Below are 16,997 nucleotides of genomic sequence, written 5' to 3'. Positions count from 1 at the left end.
CCTCTTAAAAGATATAAAAATTTAACGCTCTTCTTCAACCCGCGAAGGCGGGTTTTGTTTGTGTAGCCGCGATTTCAATCGCCGGGGGATGTAATCATCGAGGATGTAATCATCGGGGATGTAATCATCTGTAATCATCGAGGATGAATCCAAATCAGGAATGCAGGAACGCAGGCGATTGAAATCGCGCCTACACAAACAAAGTCCGCCTTCGCGGACTAAAGAATAGACATCTATTAAGTCGTGTACTCAGCGTTAATCTTCACATAGTCATAACTCAAATCACAGCCCCAAGCCTTCCCGCTACCATTTCCATTACCAACACTCACCTGAATTAAAACAGTATCTCCCTTCAAATATTCACCCGCCGCCGCTGCTTTCATATAATTACTCGCAGCAACCCGATCGAATGGCAAAGGTTGACCATTTTCCATCATCAAAAAATCGCCTAATTGAATCCGCAAATTTTCCTGATCGAAGGGTACACCCGCACGTCCCGCCGCCGCCGCAATCCTTCCCCAATTTGGATCGCGACCAAAAATTGCTGATTTTACTAAAGAAGAACCGACTATTGTTTTGGCAATTTTACTGGCAGATGCTTCATCAGGTGCGCCACTAACTTGTACTTCAATTAAACAAGTTGCACCTTCCCCATCACGGGCAATTGACTTAGCTAAATATATACAAACCTCTGTCAACATTGCCTCTAATTTTTCCGCATCTGGCCCCATTTCCGTAATCGCAGGTGTGCGAGACTGGCCATTCGCTAAAGCAATTAAAGAATCATTGGTACTTGTATCACCATCAACAGTAATTTGATTGAAACTCCGATCGGCGGCCCGACTTAACATTTCTTGCCATAAATGCGGCGATACCGCTGCGTCGCAAGTAACAAATGCTAGCAAAGTTGCCATATTTGGGTGAATCATTCCCGAACCTTTGCAGATTCCGCCGATGCGAACTGGGCGATCGCCAAATAAAGTTTCTAAAGCAATGGTTTTCGGTACTAAATCTGTCGTACAAATCGCCTTAGCCGCCGCGTCTGAACCCGTTTCAGAAGCCGCAGCTACCAATTGCGGAATCGCAGCTTTCAACGGTTCCATCTTAATGCGCTGTCCAATTACTCCAGTAGAAGCGATCAGAATTAAGTCTGGGGAAATATTCAGTGCTCCCGCCAAAACCTGAGCACTTTCGATCGCATCGGCCCAGCCTTGTTCGCCAGTAGCAGCGTTAGCTTGACCCGCATTGCACAAAATCGCTTTCGCACTGGGTTTATCTTGCAACCGCCCTCGGCAATAGTCCACACAAGCTGCTCGCACGACAGAGGTAGTGAAAACGCCCGCTGCGATCGCATCCACTTCTGACAAAATTAAAGTTAAATCCGGTGCTCCCGAAGGCTTCAACCCCGCCACAATACCCGCTGCTTTATACCCTCTCGGAGCCGTTACCCCGCCGCTAATTACTTGCCAGTCCGACATAATTACCTCGCTACATCCGCAATCTGCTGAGAGCGGATTATATCATCAATATAATATGGCAGTCGCGGCTTCCTCTGTTACAGAATTAATCTGGGGAGGAAGTCGCGACTTTTTTGTAAATTGCATTTTTATGGGCGAAGAATTTATTTGCGATCGCCAGTTATCCGAGTAGAATCCAAGCCAACTTCCTCAGAGGTACGGGAAAGTAGAGATTGTTGACGATTCTTGACTTGGTGTTGGTGACGATTCATTAAAGCCCGTGCTTGATTTTCAGTAGACATGATTGGTTGCTCCCAATTTAATAATTAAGGTAAATAACGTGAGGGGGTGTAAGTGCGAGGCGATTATTTGCGAGGCGATTATTTGCGATCGCGAACCACTTGGGTTGTATCCGCGCTAACTTCCTCAGTATGAATAATGTGCGTTGGATCTGCGCCAACTTCCTCAGCGCTGCGAGCAAGTATGGTGTCTTGGCGATTTTTGACTTGGTGTTGATGGCGGTTCATCAGAGTCCGTGCTTGGTCTTCAGTAGACATAATTTAGATTCTCCCGATTCAGTAGTTAAGGTAAATAACGTGAGGGGGTGTAAATACGATGTGATTATTTGCGATCGCCAGTCATGCGAGTAGCATCCAAACCAACTTCCTCAGCAGTACGGGAAAGTAAAGATTGTTGGCGATTCTTGACTTGGTGTTGATGACGATTCATTAAAGCCCGTGCTTGATTTTCAGTAGACATGATTGGTTTCTCCCTATTTAATAATTAAGGTAAATAACGTGAGGGGGTGTAAGTAAGAGGCGATTATTTGCGATCGCCAGTCATGCGAGTAGCATCCAAACCAACTTCCTCAGCAGTACGGGAAAGTAAAGATTGTTGGCGATTCTTGACTTGGTGTTGGTGACGGTTCATTAAAGCCCGTGCTTGATTTTCAGTAGACATGATTGGTTTCTCCAAATTTTTGTAAAATTGCGTGGGCAAAGGAGGAAAATGAGCTTTTTTAGCTCATTGTTGCATTGCTGCGGTCATAACTAGCTTGGAAGCTCGATTGTGGCTTACCTTGAATGTGCCCCCGGTAGGTAGTATCTTCAAGGCCTACTTCGGCGGCGGTACGCGAGAGCAGAGATTGCTGTCGGTTCTTAACTAAATGGTGGTGACGCATCATCAGAGCGCGAGCTTGATCTTCGGTAGACATATCTGGTTCCTCTCTATTGCTTGAGTAATGTTTAACTTTTTTTCCTTTCTTTTATGACTATAACAGACAATTCTGTATTCAAATTTACAAAATCGCTTTTTTTACAAAAATTTACATATCGCAACCGCTTTCGTCGGTTAGGGACTAGGGAAAACGAGGGACTACGATGCTCTGATGCTCAGGAAAGAAGAGGAAGAAGGGAATGGAATTAAGGGTTTGAGGAAACTAAAATGTCCTAACCACCTTGGCGGTTGCTATAACTCAATATTGACAGCAGAATGGCGATTTCGAGTCTTGATTAAGTCCCCAGAGTGTCTTTGTATACTTGGGGAATCAACAGCACGCTCGATAAACTCACAACTACACCGATGATTAACGTGAGTGTATATCCGATCGCATCAGCCACCATTCCACCCAGAATTGTGGTAGCAACTACACCCACAAACGCAACTGAAATTTGAGTCGTATAATCAGTACCTGCCGTAGTAGGATTGCTGCGATCCATCATGGCGGTCAAGAGGGCGGTGTATGCCATACTTTGAGCAGCGCTGACGAGAATGCACACCGCGTACAGGATAGACGGACTCGCAACACCAGCAGCAGGTAAGATATACAACAGCGTAGCAACATTGGCGATCGCACCAAAAGCGATCAGCGATCGCTTACGCCCCCACTGTGGGATCAGCACTCCTGCCATCAACGCAGCGATAATTCTAGAAACGTAGCTGACTACACCTAGTAACCAACCAATATCAGATAAAGATAAGTCGCGATCGACCAACAGGGGACGAATTAACGTAACCGAAATATTTTCGCTAATCATATACAGCAACACTACCAGTAGCCATAACCCCATGTTTGGACGAGAAAAGAAGCGAATAAACGGCTGAAGGTAGGATTCGATCGCGGGAGATTTGGCGACTGAAATTAGATGTTCTTGATGAAACAGAATCGGGACTAAACATAGCAGCAAGGCGATCGCCATTGTCAGCAGGGTAGTCCGAAATCCGACTTTTTCCAGTAAAATTAGGGCTGCACCACCACCAATAATAGCTCCCAAAAAATTGCCACTAGCTTGAATCGCGTTGCCAATACCACGCTCTTGAGGTAGAAGTATGTTAACCGCTAAAGCATCCGTAGCAATATCTTGGCTCGAAGAAAATAAGAAGGCTAAAAACATACAGACAAGTAATTCGGTGATGTTTGTCTGCACATTCAGAGAAGCTGTCACCAGCAGCGTGACAATCGACAAACTTTGTAAACTAATAATCCAACCCCGATAATGTCCTAACCCAGGTAGACGATAACGATCGACCAGCGGCGACCAAAGAAATTTTAAGGCAGACGGAACGATCAGGAAACCTAAAAAACCGATCGCTCCCAGTGACATATTCTGTTGTCGCATCAACACCGGAACAGTCTGGATAAAAAACGTGGTTGGAATGTACTGGGAGATATAAAGACTGGCAAGCAGAATTAGTTTCTTTTTCATAAAAATAGCCAGTTTCCCTAAAAATTAGCCCGAACTTGAAATCCATAGGTAACTGGTTCACCAAATCCTGCTGTTACATTGGGCGGTGGGAATTGAAATCCAGAAGTAATGTAGCGAGTGTCAAATAAGTTATTGGCAAAGACATAAATGCCATAATCCCGCCATTCATAACCTAGACGCAAATTGACGATCGCGAACGGGTCTTGCTTCACCTGATTAGCATCATCAAAATAGGTTGTACCATAGCCCCGCAATTCGGCACGGGCAAAAAGTCCGTCGGGACTACGATACTGCAACGCTAAGTTGTAAGTAATATCTGGTGCAAAGGGAACGCGATTGTTGCTGAAGTCACTTCCTAGCAGGGGATTTCTGTACCTTGTGAATTGGCTATTTACGTAACCAATTCCAGCAGTAATATCCAATCCTCTTACCACTTTGGCGCTGAGTTCAAATTCTAGCCCAGTCGCTTTCACATCAGCACTGGCAATATTTCTAAAGAAGCCAAGTTCATCAACCAGCAACACTTGATAACCGTCAACATCATTGTGAAACACAGACAAGTTTGCGATTAAGCGATCGTTAAACCAGGAAGACTTCACTCCAACTTCGTAAGTCCAGGTCTTTTCTTCCTCATAGCGCCGGATCTCTTCCGTATCGGCGCGATAGTTGAAACCACTCGGTCGGTAGCCTTTGGCGATCGTGGCATAAGCCATCGCATTCGGGCTAAAGCGGTATTGCAGCCCAAACCGGGGAATCAATTCACTGCTACTGCCTTCTGTCTGAATACTTGGATTTAAGACCGTCACGCTGTCTGCTGCTTCAAAAATGCGACGGCGATCGAGGTCGTAATCCGATGTCTCATACCGCAACCCAACAAACAGGGTGAGGGGATCGATTGGCTTGTAGTCAATTTGACCAAACACCGCATAGGTATTGCGATCCTGTTCGGCAATTACTCGATTTTGTCCAGCCGACTCCAAGCCAAACTGGGTAGCGCCAACAGCGGTATATTCAAAGGCATCATTATCAACATTGAATGCACGAGACTCGTAATATCCACCGATTAACCACTTGAAGCGATCGGCATTTGCAGGTGACTGAAGTCGAATTTCTTGCGTCCATACCGTTGAGTTGAAGTCAATCGCCGAACGGAACAAATCAAGCGGTGGAGAGAAACTATCCCCCGACAAGACTTCTTGGTTGCTGAAGCGTCGTGCGGTAATCGAGGTGGCCCGAAAGTCAGTGCCGTTGTAGCCAACTCTTAATGCTTGAGTATTGCTGTTGAGTCGAACAAATCCATCAACCGCTTTAAAGGTTTCAAAGGGATCGTCAGCATCCTGTCGGGTAAATACCGGATCGCCGTCGTTAGTGTCATTGATGTATGTGTTGAATGAAACACTCCATTCCCGTGAGGGAGTCCATAAGAGTTGTGCTCGCCCCAATAGTTGTTCCCGTTCGCCCACTGTGCGATCGAGGGTTTCATTCTCAAAGACACCATCCCGCCCTCGATAGGCTCCTGCTAATCGAAATGCCAGTCGATCGGGAATAATGGCATTACTGTAAGAAAGTTGTGCTTCTCGGAAGTTGTAGTTACCATAACCTCCGGTGATGCGAAGCTCTGAAAAATTGGTTGGCGGACGAGAAACGATGTTGACCACCCCAGCAGGGCTACTTCTGCCATACAGCGTACTCTGGGGGCCTCGTAGCACCTCAACTCGCTCCAAGTCCAGCAATCCCAAGTCTAAAAAAGCACCGAAATCAAAAGGAACATCATCAATGTAATAACCAACGCTATCCTGACTAACTAAAAAGTTAAAGTTGTTCAGACCACGAATGCTGTAGTAACTAAAGTCAGAGCCTCCAGCATTGGTTGGGAAGAAGCTAAAGTTGGGCGTGTTGTTAGCAATTTCTTGAAGCGAATTAATTTGGGCATCTTCTAGGGTTTGTTGAGGAATTACCGTCAGGCTAAGGGGTACTTCTTGAGCAGGTTCAGGTCGTTTCTGCGCTGTCACAACGATGTCAATTTCTTCTGCTTCTGGCTGCTGTGTCAGACTCAAAATCAAACCTTGTTGGCTGGAAACTACTTTACCCACTGGTACGCCCGTGCTGCCGGTAACTATGACTCGCACGCTGTTAGGCGTGGCATTAGTCACATCGACTGAGGTAATGCCCTCGACAGGATTTTCCTGACGAAACACTTCACCCTCTGGCAACTGCAACTGTGCATTAGGAATGTCCACAATCAGGTTGTTTCCTTCAGTGGAGGTAGAACCATCAATCGCTTTGCCTTGAGCCGTTTCTATGATGACATCAATGCCATCAGCCGTTGAATTGAGTCGCACGCCCGTTATCTGAATTGGGGATTGGGAATCGGGAATGGGAGTTGAAGATTGAGACAGCCACTCTTTAACAGTGGTGGCAGGGCGATCGATTTCGTTGAGTGGGAAAATTTGGGTTATGAAAAATTCAGAATTGGAAGTATTGGGCGGCTTTAATTTTTCTTGGTTCTCTTGTATCATGTCAGCCTTGGCGGGGAAAGCTACAAAGACTGACATGGCAAAACCCAGCCGCATCCAATTGGATAACTTCTGTTGATTCACTTAAATTCCTCACACCCTTAATCGCAGACTGCACGCAGTGCAAAGCCTTTGATAAATACGTCTGTCATGCTATGTCAACTAGCTGTTGGTGTCAAACGACAAACTGTCAAACTTCTACAACGCTAGTCACGAACAAAGTTAGCTTTTTCTATACCCCTCCCTAGCATTTATGAGCGATCGCGTTGGTGTTAGTCTAGGGATGCCAAAATTTCCAGGTCTTCCGTACTTACTGTGCTAAAATATTAGGAAAATGCCAAAATAGCAAAGCTCTAATTAATTAAAAGTTAACAATTAAAAATTAAAAATTAAATCTCACAATTTTTAATTTTGCATTTTTTTTATTTTGCATTTTTGATTTTTAATTGATTAAGTTGCTCCCCCGCCCCTCTGTTCAAGAGCGGGGGAGCGGGGGCGCTCCCTATATATCTACTAAAGCGATCTATAGACCCGGTAGTTAATTTCAGGGAAAATATTATCGATCGCCTCCACCTTTTCCAACCAACCGGAGTCAACCTTACTTTCCTTTACCTCATCATAGAGTTTGTGGAAACGCATTAAATGCGATCGCGTCCGCCGTACCGCATAAGGAACCATAGTCCCCGTCCGCATAATAAACGCCCAGTCAGAAGACTGAGCTAGCAACAATTCCCGCGCCGCCTGGTTAAGAGCCCGCCACTCCAACTCATCCGCAGGTTCGCGGTTTCCCAGCTCAATCATCCGCTCAGTCGCCTTATGCAAGTGCGGGTAAATCCAAGCATTAGTATCATTGAGCCAATACTCGTGGAACCCCCGGAAACCCCAACTTGACTGAGAAGGACGACAAACTTGCTGAGTAGGGTTTCCCTGCAAATAATCCGCCAAGTGAGTCATCTCGTAAGTATGTTGGTCATACCAAGACTTACGGAACAAATAATCTAAGAACCAAGGGCCCTCATACCACCAGTGGCCAAAAAGTTCAGCATCATAAGGTGAAACAATAATCGGAGGCCGCTGCATAATCCCGTAGAGATGATCTACTTGGCGTTCCCGGTTGAAAGTAAAATTGCTAGCGTGCTCCGCCGTCTTTTCCCTCGCCCAGTAGGGGTCATAAAGGGCCTTATCACCCAAACCCAAACCCCTGCCAGTAATTTTGTGATACTTAATCCCAGTATTCTTACGTTGACCATTGGGCATTATGTAGGGCTTAATGTAATCGTATTCGGCTTCCCAGCCCAAATCTTTATAGAATTCGCGATACTCTGGTGCTCCCGGATATCCCACCTCCGAAGACCAAACCTGCTGCGACGACTCATGATCGCGTCCAAACACCGCTACCCCAGACTCAGTAAAGATCGGAGCGTAGCTACCATAGCGCGGACGAGGACGAGCGTAAAGGATACCGTGACCGTCAGTGAGGAAATAGCGCAGCCCAGCATCGGCTAACATCCGTTCCAAGCCTTCATAGTAAGCGCATTCAGGTAGCCAAATCCCTTTAGGAGGGCGACCGAAGTTTTGCTCGTAGTGTTCGCAGGCTACTTTAATTTGCGCCCACACTGCTTCGGGATACATCTTCATCAGTGGCAAATAGCCGTGAGTAGCGCCACAGGTGATAATTTCGAGATTGTTAGTGTCTTGGAACTGCTTAAAAGCTTTTACCAAGTCGCGATCGTAGCGTTCCCAGAGGTTGCGGACTTGATTAAAGCTAGTAGCGTAGTGTTCCGCCAGATAGCGAACGTGACCGTTTTGGGCATTGTGTTCGATTTCTAGTTCGGTAAGTTCTTCTAGTTTAGCCAAATGGTCGTCGTAGCGGTCTTGGAGCAGAGGATCGCGCAACATCGCCACTAAAGGCGGTGTCATGCTCATCGTAATTTTGAAGTCAATGCCGTCGCGTTTTAGCCCTTCAAATACTTGTAGCAGGGGTACGTAGGTTTCAGTAATCGCCTCAAATAGCCATTCTTCTTCTAAAACGTAGTCGCTTTCGGGGTGGCGGACGAAAGGCAGGTGGGCGTGGAGAACGAGAGCGAGATAACCAATAGCCATAGTGACTCACATTGATTTAGTTATAAAACTGATGTCGGACTGGACAGCTTTAATAAGATTTTAGGATTTTCAGGGCAAAAGAGATCATTTATAGTAGCTAACTGCTAATAGCTAATGGCTAATTGCTAACTGCTAATTGCTAATTGCTAATCCTCCTACTTACCTTCCCCATCCTCCCCCTCTCCCCTCATCTCCCCTCTTCCTTCTTCCCTAGCCCCTAGCCCTGAGCATCGTAGCCCCTACCCCCTTCTTCCCCTAGCCCCTAGCCCCTAGCCCCTAGCCCCTAATAAAAGCGGTTGCTATACTTGACGCGGCAATTCCAACCGAAAGGAAGAGCCTTTTCCTACTTCACTTTCTACCTTAATTTTGCCCTTCATCAAGTTAACTAAAGAGGCTGTAATAGCTAGCCCTAAACCAGTACCGGGATATTTGCGTTTGGTAGTCTGGTCTACTTGTCGGAACTTTTCAAAAATGTGAGGAATTTGAGTTTCCGCAATACCAATTCCCGTATCCCGAATCTCAATTAGCAGTTTGTCAGCACTTAATTCCGAGACATGGATATAAATGCTTCCTCTCTCTGTAAATTTAACGGCATTAGAAAGTAAATTGACTAAAACTTGCCGCAGACGCGACTTGTCATTAACAATACAAGGATTATCTAAATATATATAGACAGACATGGATAAAATTTTTTCATTGGCGATGATTCCAAAGTCCAAAGCCGTGCATAATACTAAATTAGTTAAATCAAATTCCTCAATTTCCAATTCCGTGCGACCGGCCTCAATTCTTGAGAGATCGAGGATGTTATTAATCAGCATTAGCAGGTTTTTGCCATTCTTAAGAATGCGCTGTACCATGTCTATTTGCTGAGAATTAATTGGCGGTTGGCGCTGGCGTAGTAATAGCTCAGAAAATCCGATAATTGCATTCATAGGAGTACGCAATTCGTGAGAAACTGTACTCAAGAAGTGTGATTTTAGCCGCGCGGCTTCCAACAGTTGTAAATTTTGCAATTCAATATGTTGCCGCTGGCTTTCGAGTTCTTGGTTCTGGCGGAGTAAAATTTGATTTTGAGTCTCTAAAAGCTCTTCTCGTTTTTCTAACGCCTTGATGAGTTGAGCATTGTTAATAGCGATCGCGGCTTGTTTTCCCACAGCCATCAGTAGTTGTTGAGCTTCTGGGTTAAAGGCGTTAGTATTATCCCAATTACCGATCGCAATTGTCCCTAACCGTCCCGCTGATGCTGATTCGATCGCGACTGCGTAGATGGCAGCAGGAAACTCTTCGTGCAAGTCTTCCACCGTTAAATCCCGCCGCATCAATTCCGAGTGTCCCGTAACAAATACTCGCAACAGCAACCGATCCCAGATCGTACAAAGGGGTTCACCTATAGGCAGATTTTCTATACCCCTCCCCGCCGCCGCAGTTAAATTTAATTGATTGTCGTCGGGATCGCTGAGTACAATCAGGCAAAACTGGGCTCCTGCGATCGCAGATACTACTGCATCTACCATCACTTGCAAGAGACTACGCAAATCCCTTACCCGCTGATTAAGTAGATTCGTCAACCGCTGAAGGGTGCGTAATTGCTGCTGGTGTTCGTCTAAAATTGACAAAGCTTGGCGTAAATCTTCTCCCCTTTTCTGAGCTTCCTGATAAAGCAGCGCTTTTTCTAGGGCGATCGCAGCGCGGCGGGCCAAGTCTTCGGCTAAAGTCAGAGTAGCATTAGTATATAAATGACCTGTCTGATCGCGAACAAAGAGTATGGAGCCAAAAGTGCGGCTTCCTAAGCGAATCGGTAAGCACAGATAAGAGCGGAAACAAAGCGATCGCAGTAACCTTAAATGGCGATCGTCATAGGCAACTCTTGCTAGCTGAGCATCCGCAACCTCGAAACAGGCATCGACAACACCTGTCCGTAGTGGTTGTAGATAATGGTAGACCCCATCAGCTCCTACTGGATAATGCCGCTGTAACTCCCAGACTAAAGATTCTTTTGCCATCTCTGCATGAGCGACTGCGATCGTGCGACATTCTCCTTCAGAATTAGTGATATTAATCGCACACCAGTCAGCGAAATAAGGCACGATTAACTTAGCCAAATTTTCCAGCGTTGTGTTCACATCTAGAGAAGCGCTCAAAATCGCACTCGCCTGAGCTAGGAAATATACCCCTTCCTCTGGGAGTTTGGGTGGAGTTTCTGTTATTTCCTGGGAACCTTGAGTTGTTTTGAAATGGTCAATGTCAGTGTAAGTTCCTACCCATTCCTTGACTTCACCGTTGTCTGCTGTAACGGGACTTGCTTTCGCCATCACCCAACCGTAAACACCACACTCTTGTAGTAAGCGAAATTCTATTTCATAGCTGGTTTTGTGAGTGAGAGCTTGCTGCATAGAGATGATGGTGCGATCGCGATCTTCTGGGTGAATAAAGTTCAGAAAGCCAAAACCCAAAGCCTCTGTTTGCGGCACACCTGTATATTCCTCCCACTGCGAGTTAAAATAAGTGGCAGCACCGTCAGAGTTTGCTGTCCAAATTATCTGAGGAAGAGCGTTAAACAAGCAGAGGGATGGAGACTCGCAGTTTAAACAGTCATGGGGAAAATTTTCTATATGCGATCGCGCTAATCGCATTCCTTCCCCGGATTGATTAGGGGAAGAACGATCCGAGCTGAAGTTATTCATAATTAAAGAAAGAGGGCAGAAGGGAGTTTTAAATTTTGAGTTTTGAATTTTTAGATTTTTTCGTTTCTCAGACTACTAAATCTTGCGATCGGCTATGCTAACGCGGTTTTGAAAGTTGATAGGATAGGGGGAGCGTCAGCTAAACCTCTCTCCTATTAATACTTTTCTCAGGAGTTAGCAGTGGCTAGGATTTAGTTATATTAGAATAACATAAAACTAACGAAAAATGTTTGTGTCGCCAGCTTTTTATTCATCAGTATTTTATGTTTAATTATTTCCCTCTAGTTAACTACTATTGATAATAAACTTCAATCTGATGGTTATCTGATGCTTATTGGTGGTATAAAGCAATAAAAATGTTCGATCGCCAGATGATTTCAAACTCAAGAACAGTGCAGATAAGGTAAAACCTGTGGGGGGTTTCATCCTCAACTGAAGTCACAGGGTTTTCACAGGGTTTGTTATAAAATAAATTTATCAAAACTACCAAATCCGATCCTCTATCAAAGGACTGACAAGGCGAAAATTTGCTAAACTTAGGAGTTGGATAATAAATTTTATCCCTTTTTTAAGGTGGGGTCAGGGGTAGAGGGCTTTAAAAATTGAAGGTGAAAGTCCTAAAACTGTTAAAATCTAGCTGAGACTGCTCAGCAGCAGAATGCGATCGCACAGTTAGAGAGATAGACAATTAAGTTGGCAATAACGCCAGTTAGTGGGTATATTTAGAAGGATACCTGAGCTTGCCAAACTGTCAATCAGGGCAGATTCTCGTATAAACTCGGCTTCATCAAGTCCGTTGCCGATATTATAAAACTTCAGTTTGCTATTGAAACATGACTAAAATTCGCGTTGCTTTGGTGGAAGACCACGATTTGACTAGAGTTGGTATTCGGACAGCTTTACAACAGCGTGACGGGATAGAAGTGGTAGGCGATGCCGCTAATGCGACTGAAGGTCTAAAATTGCTTCAGTCCAGTAAACCTGACGTTGCGATCGTGGACATTGGTTTACCTGATTTTGATGGAATTGAACTGACGCAAAAGTTCAAAAAGTCAATAGCTACAGGGTCAGATCCCGATACAAAAGTGTTAATCTTGACTTTTCAAGATAATGAAGAGGAAGTGCTAGCTGCTTTTGCCGCAGGTGCGGATTCTTACTGCATGAAAGATATCAGTTTTGACCAGTTGCTAGATGTGGTAAAAGTTACCCATGAAGGCAACTCTTGGATCGATCCAGCTATTGCGAGGATTGTCCTCAAACAGGCTCGGACAGAGGCTCAGAACCCCGTAGAAGAGCAAAAAGTAGAACACAAAAAAGTGACGATTAATGCTGCCGAACCTGAGTTTAGTCACATCATCGAAACTTACCCATTAACGGAGCGTGAATTAGAAGTTTTGGAGCTAATTGTACAGGGGTATAGCAACGCTGCGATCGCAGAAAAACTATACATTACTGTTGGCACAGTTAAGACTCACGTTCGTAATATTTTGAACAAGCTATGTGCAGACGATCGCACGCAAGCTGCTGTTCTTGCCTTAAGATCGGGATTAGTGGGATAAAGCAGGGAAATTATGAGTTTTGAGTTTTGAGTTTTGAATTTTGAGTTAAAGATTTTTTTAATTCCAAACGCCAAAATTTTGACTCATAATATCCTATTTATCTCGAAGCTAGTACCACAAAACTCGTAGTCGTAAATAGTTGGAGAGTGGGCGCTGCCATCAAGTATAGCTAGGGGCTTTGGCGCAGGGAAGAGGGAAGAGGAAAAATGTTACTCCGTAAGGGATTATGAACTAAAGGTAACAGTTGGACTTGCCCTAATCGCCCTGGCAGTTGCTATATATTGATCGCAACTTAGCAGTTTCATTTAGGCAGCGCTCACTCTAAAGTAATCGTTTAAGTAAATATTTCTTTCTAGTTAAATAGATGTTCCTTTAGATAGATGACAAAATCAGTAACTATCAGATAAAGCTTCAGAAAAAGGGCATACTTAGAAGTAAAATACTCAATGACTCAAAGCTGGCTACTTAAATTTTTACCCTTATTTACCCTTAGCTTTCTGGCTCTCTAAATAACTAAATCCTGATGACTCTTGACTTCTGACAGATAATATTCTTTTGAGATGGGTAACTAGCGATCGCTCCACCATCATATTAACCCTTAGCGCTCTGCAAATCTTGAGGAATAGATGGCGAGATGGAAATACTATACTCAAGAAAGATGCCTGAGTTCGCTTGAGTTTGCCACAATCAAGATATCAACTTCAAAATATCTTAAATCAAAGGGTAATTATGGCTAGTCCAATTGAATTCAAGCTGTTTGCTCCCTACAACAAAGGAGCTGCCTTGATCGGGACTTTTTCTAATTGGGAGGAAATCCCCATGGAAAAAGGAGAGGATGGTTTTTTCCGTACTCAAGTCGAATTGGAAGATGGTAGCTATCAATATAAATTTAAAATTCAGTCAAAAAGTTGGTTTGTAGAACCAGATCAATGGATAGAAATAGTCGATCCCTACGCTACCGACATTGATAACCCCACCCAAAACGGCATTGTCCGCATCAAAGATGGCGATCGCATAGTCGATACCTACGTCTGGCAACACGATGATACACCCCTACCAAGCGATCGCGAATTAGTCATCTACGAAGTCCACGTCGCCGACTTTTCTGGCGGCGAAGACGATCCCTACGCTCGTGGCAAATACAAGCACGTCGTCGAAAAATTAGATTATCTGTGCGATCTCGGCATCAACGCGATCGAACTAATGCCAGTCAAGGAATACCCAGGCGACTACAGTTGGGGTTACAACCCCCGCTACTTCTTAGCTACAGAGTCCAGCTACGGCACCACAGAAGGCTTAAAAAACCTGATCGACGAGTGTCATGGTCGCGGCATCCGTGTAATCATGGATGGGATTTTCAACCACTCAGAATCATCCAGTCCTCTCACCCAAATCGATCACGATTATTGGTATCACCACTCTCCCCGCGATCCTGATAACAACTGGGGGCCGGAATTCAACTACGAGCTCTACGATAAAAATTTAGATATAAAACCTGCGTGGCAATTCATTGGAGACGTAGTACGTTTTTGGGTGCAAGAATATCACATTGATGGCATTCGCTACGATGCTGCTCGGCAAATTGCCAACTACGATTTCATGCACTGGATAACTAACGAAGCGAAACAAGTTGCGGGCCCGAAACCCTTTTATAACATTGCCGAATTCATTCCCGACAATCCTAGCATCACGAATGTAGACGGCCCGATGGATGGCTGCTGGCACGACAGTTTTTATCATTGCATTATTGAATATCTCTGCGGTGAACCCGTCGATCTAGAAAATCTGAAAGATATCATTGACTGCAAGCGACAAGGGTATATGGGTACTACGAATGTCGTCAATTATCTGACAAATCACGACCATAATCATGTCATGGCAGAACTAGGCGATCGCGGCATCTTAGATGAAGCAGCATTTAAGCGCGCGAAGTTGGGATCTGCTATAGTAATGACAGCCGTTGGTGTGCCGCTGCTGTGGATGGGTGAAGAATTTGGCGAGTACAAATACAAAACAATTGAACAAGCTAAAATCGATTGGACGCTGTTAGGAAATGAATTGAATAGCGGTCTGTTTCAATATTACAAAGGCTTGATTCACCTCCGTAGAGAAAACCACGCGCTCTACACGGAAAATATCGAATTTTTCCACGAAGATCCTGAATTAAAAGTTCTCGCTTATACTCGCTGGAATGATGAAGGCTCTCGCGTTGTAGTTGTAGTCAATTTCTCAGATAATTACTTGGCTGGCTATAGCGTTCCTAATTTCCCAGCTAATGGGACTTGGCACGAGTGGACTGGCAATTACGATGTAGAATCTGGCGATGATAATATTATTCTCGATCTGGCAGAATACGAAGCAAAAGTTCTTGTGTGGCAGTGATTTAGTTTGAGGACTTAGGCTCACAGCTCCAGAAACCGGGTTTTTTAGAGAATCTGTAGGTCACGCAGGAGGCTGCTATGCAGGAGGCAGGAGGCAGGAGGCAGGAGGCTGCTATGCAGGAGGCAGAAGGCTGCTATGCAGGAGGCAGAAGTCAAAACGAAGTAAGTAAATCCACTTAATTAAACATAAGATACTGATGGCTAAAAAGTTTGCTGTATAAGCGTTCTTCCTTCTCTCCTAGATAACTAAATCTTTCTTCCTTCTTCCTTCTTCCTTCTTCTTTCCTCATCCTCAATTTAGCCTTACCGCGAAGCACGCACTAACAGTAACCCGCCTACCCCCAAACCACAAATCATCGGTAGCCAAGCAGCCATTACTGGAGTCAAAATAGCTTTCAAGCCCATTGAACTGGTGATAAAAGAGAATACATAATAAGTAAAAATTACGATCACGCTAATCCCAAAACTGGTAGCTCTACCAGTCCGCTGTGGCTTAGTTCCCAAAGCAGCTCCTACCAAACCAAAGACAATACAAACAAAAGGCAAAGCATACTTTTCTTGAATTCGCACCTTAAGCTTACGAATTTTCTGCTCGTCGCCACTCGATCGAATTAAATTCAAATAATCTATAGCTTGAGCAATGTTCATTTCCCCATAGTCCCGCGCTTTTGCGGCTAAGTCTAAAGGGGTGCGAGGTAATTGTAGTTGTTGATGTTCAAAGCGGACAATATTACGGTAAGAGCCATCAGGAGCAACTATGTAAACAGTACCATTGAAAAAATCCCAGGAATTTTGAGCTGGGTTCCAAATAGCTGATTCTGAGGAGATAATTTGGTTTAGTTCCGGTTGGGAACGATCGAGAATAGTCAAACCTTTCATCTGCTTACCGTCAAATTGTTCGGCATAAAATAAGCGCGTAAGTACGCTTTCTTCACCATTACCTTTGTCAACGTTACGAAATTCTGGATAGAAAATGTTTTTCTCTTGAAATAGGGGTTTTTCTCGCTTTAGAGCTCGATCTAGAGTAACAGTTGCTTGATAGTTAGCAGCGGGAACGATTAACTCGTTCATCGCAAAAGTCATACCTGTAACAGCCAAACTCAGAATAACTGCTGGTACTACTAGCCTGTAGACATTAATACCGCAACTGCGGAGAGCTACGATTTCGCTGTCGCTAGACATTCGGCTATAAGCCATTAAACTTGCCAATAGCATTGACATGGGAAATGCCAATACAATGAAATAGGGCATTTTCAACAGAAAAATTTGGATGGCAGTGCTGAAGGGTAAGCCTGATTCTGTGACTCTTCGCACTAATTCAAATACGGCTCCAACAGTTACGCCGACTGATGAAAATAGGCCAACGCCAAACAAAAATGGGCCGATGAGTTCTTTGGTAAGGTACCAATCCATTACCGAAATTCTGGGAAGCCGCCAGCTAAACGAATTGAAAGTTTTGGATATTTCTAATTTCATCACTTTAGTGTTCTCATTGACTCCGCTCCCTCCAATCGATTAAAAGTTAAAAATTAAAAATTAAATCTCACAATTTTTAATTTTGCATTTTTAATTTTTAATTGATTAAGTTG

General features: G+C 44.4%; 14 protein-coding genes. 2 read left to right on the top strand and 12 right to left on the bottom strand.

Going from position 1 to position 16,997, the window contains the following annotated elements; translation table 11 throughout:
* Nucleotides 1-21 precede the first annotated feature (21 nt).
* From OSCI_RS29960 to OSCI_RS13625, 11 genes are all read right to left on the bottom strand, one after another.
* Nucleotides 22-198, bottom strand: a complete 177-nt coding sequence (locus tag OSCI_RS29960; protein ID WP_155523394.1) for a hypothetical protein — start codon at nt 196-198, stop codon at nt 22-24.
* Between the two features lie 38 nt (nt 199-236).
* A complete protein-coding gene (argJ, locus tag OSCI_RS13665; protein WP_007355572.1) occupies nt 237-1,478 on the bottom strand; it encodes a bifunctional ornithine acetyltransferase/N-acetylglutamate synthase in 1,242 nt (413 codons plus the stop codon).
* A gap of 143 nt (nt 1,479-1,621) precedes the next feature.
* The gene (locus OSCI_RS30730) at nt 1,622-1,759 is read right to left on the bottom strand and encodes a hypothetical protein (protein ID WP_007355571.1); all 138 of its coding nucleotides are present in this window, start codon (nt 1,757-1,759) and stop codon (nt 1,622-1,624) included.
* 78 nt (nt 1,760-1,837) lie between these two features.
* Nucleotides 1,838-2,014, bottom strand: coding sequence for a hypothetical protein (locus OSCI_RS30725; protein ID WP_007355570.1), 177 nt, complete (start codon nt 2,012-2,014; stop codon nt 1,838-1,840).
* Between the two features lie 64 nt (nt 2,015-2,078).
* Nucleotides 2,079-2,216: a hypothetical protein gene (locus tag OSCI_RS30720; RefSeq protein ID WP_007355569.1), complete on the bottom strand. Its 138-nt coding sequence runs from the start codon at nt 2,214-2,216 to the stop codon at nt 2,079-2,081.
* 63 nt (nt 2,217-2,279) lie between these two features.
* Nucleotides 2,280-2,417 (bottom strand): hypothetical protein, encoded by a 138-nt coding sequence (locus OSCI_RS30715; protein ID WP_007355569.1) that lies wholly within the window; start codon nt 2,415-2,417, stop codon nt 2,280-2,282.
* Between the two features lie 58 nt (nt 2,418-2,475).
* Entirely contained in the window at nt 2,476-2,670 is a 195-nt protein-coding gene (locus OSCI_RS13645; protein ID WP_007355568.1) for a hypothetical protein, read from the bottom strand.
* 298 nt (nt 2,671-2,968) lie between these two features.
* Nucleotides 2,969-4,162: an MFS transporter gene (locus OSCI_RS13640; protein WP_007355567.1), complete on the bottom strand. Its 1,194-nt coding sequence runs from the start codon at nt 4,160-4,162 to the stop codon at nt 2,969-2,971.
* 17 nt (nt 4,163-4,179) lie between these two features.
* On the bottom strand, nt 4,180-6,762 hold the full coding sequence (locus OSCI_RS13635; protein ID WP_019487309.1) for a TonB-dependent receptor domain-containing protein: 2,583 nt from the start codon (nt 6,760-6,762) through the stop codon (nt 4,180-4,182).
* Between the two features lie 429 nt (nt 6,763-7,191).
* A complete protein-coding gene (locus OSCI_RS13630) occupies nt 7,192-8,781 on the bottom strand; it encodes a glycoside hydrolase family 57 protein (RefSeq protein ID WP_007355564.1) in 1,590 nt (529 codons plus the stop codon).
* A gap of 299 nt (nt 8,782-9,080) precedes the next feature.
* The gene (locus tag OSCI_RS13625) at nt 9,081-11,468 is read right to left on the bottom strand and encodes an ATP-binding protein (RefSeq protein WP_007355563.1); all 2,388 of its coding nucleotides are present in this window, start codon (nt 11,466-11,468) and stop codon (nt 9,081-9,083) included.
* A gap of 833 nt (nt 11,469-12,301) precedes the next feature.
* On the opposite strand from OSCI_RS13625, the gene OSCI_RS13620 reads away from it, so the two are divergent.
* Together OSCI_RS13620 and OSCI_RS13615 are read left to right on the top strand one after the other, a co-directional pair.
* Complete coding sequence (locus OSCI_RS13620) at nt 12,302-13,027, top strand: response regulator (RefSeq protein WP_007355562.1); 726 nt, start codon at nt 12,302-12,304, stop codon at nt 13,025-13,027.
* A 729-nt stretch (nt 13,028-13,756) separates the two neighbouring features.
* Nucleotides 13,757-15,409: an alpha-amylase family glycosyl hydrolase gene (locus tag OSCI_RS13615; RefSeq protein WP_007355561.1), complete on the top strand. Its 1,653-nt coding sequence runs from the start codon at nt 13,757-13,759 to the stop codon at nt 15,407-15,409.
* Nucleotides 15,410-15,711: 302 nt separating this feature from the next.
* Here OSCI_RS13615 and OSCI_RS13610 read toward each other — a convergent pair whose 3' ends face one another.
* Nucleotides 15,712-16,884 carry an LptF/LptG family permease gene (locus tag OSCI_RS13610; protein ID WP_019486924.1) on the bottom strand — a complete coding sequence of 391 codons (1,173 nt, stop codon included), beginning with the start codon at nt 16,882-16,884 and terminating at the stop codon, nt 15,712-15,714.
* Between the last annotated feature and the right edge of the window lie 113 nt (nt 16,885-16,997).

This window comes from Kamptonema sp. PCC 6506, from assembly GCF_000180455.1.
In the GTDB taxonomy this organism is placed as follows: Bacteria; Cyanobacteriota; Cyanobacteriia; order Cyanobacteriales; family Microcoleaceae; genus Kamptonema; species Kamptonema formosum.
This window is presented reverse-complemented; position numbering and strand designations above follow the sequence as displayed.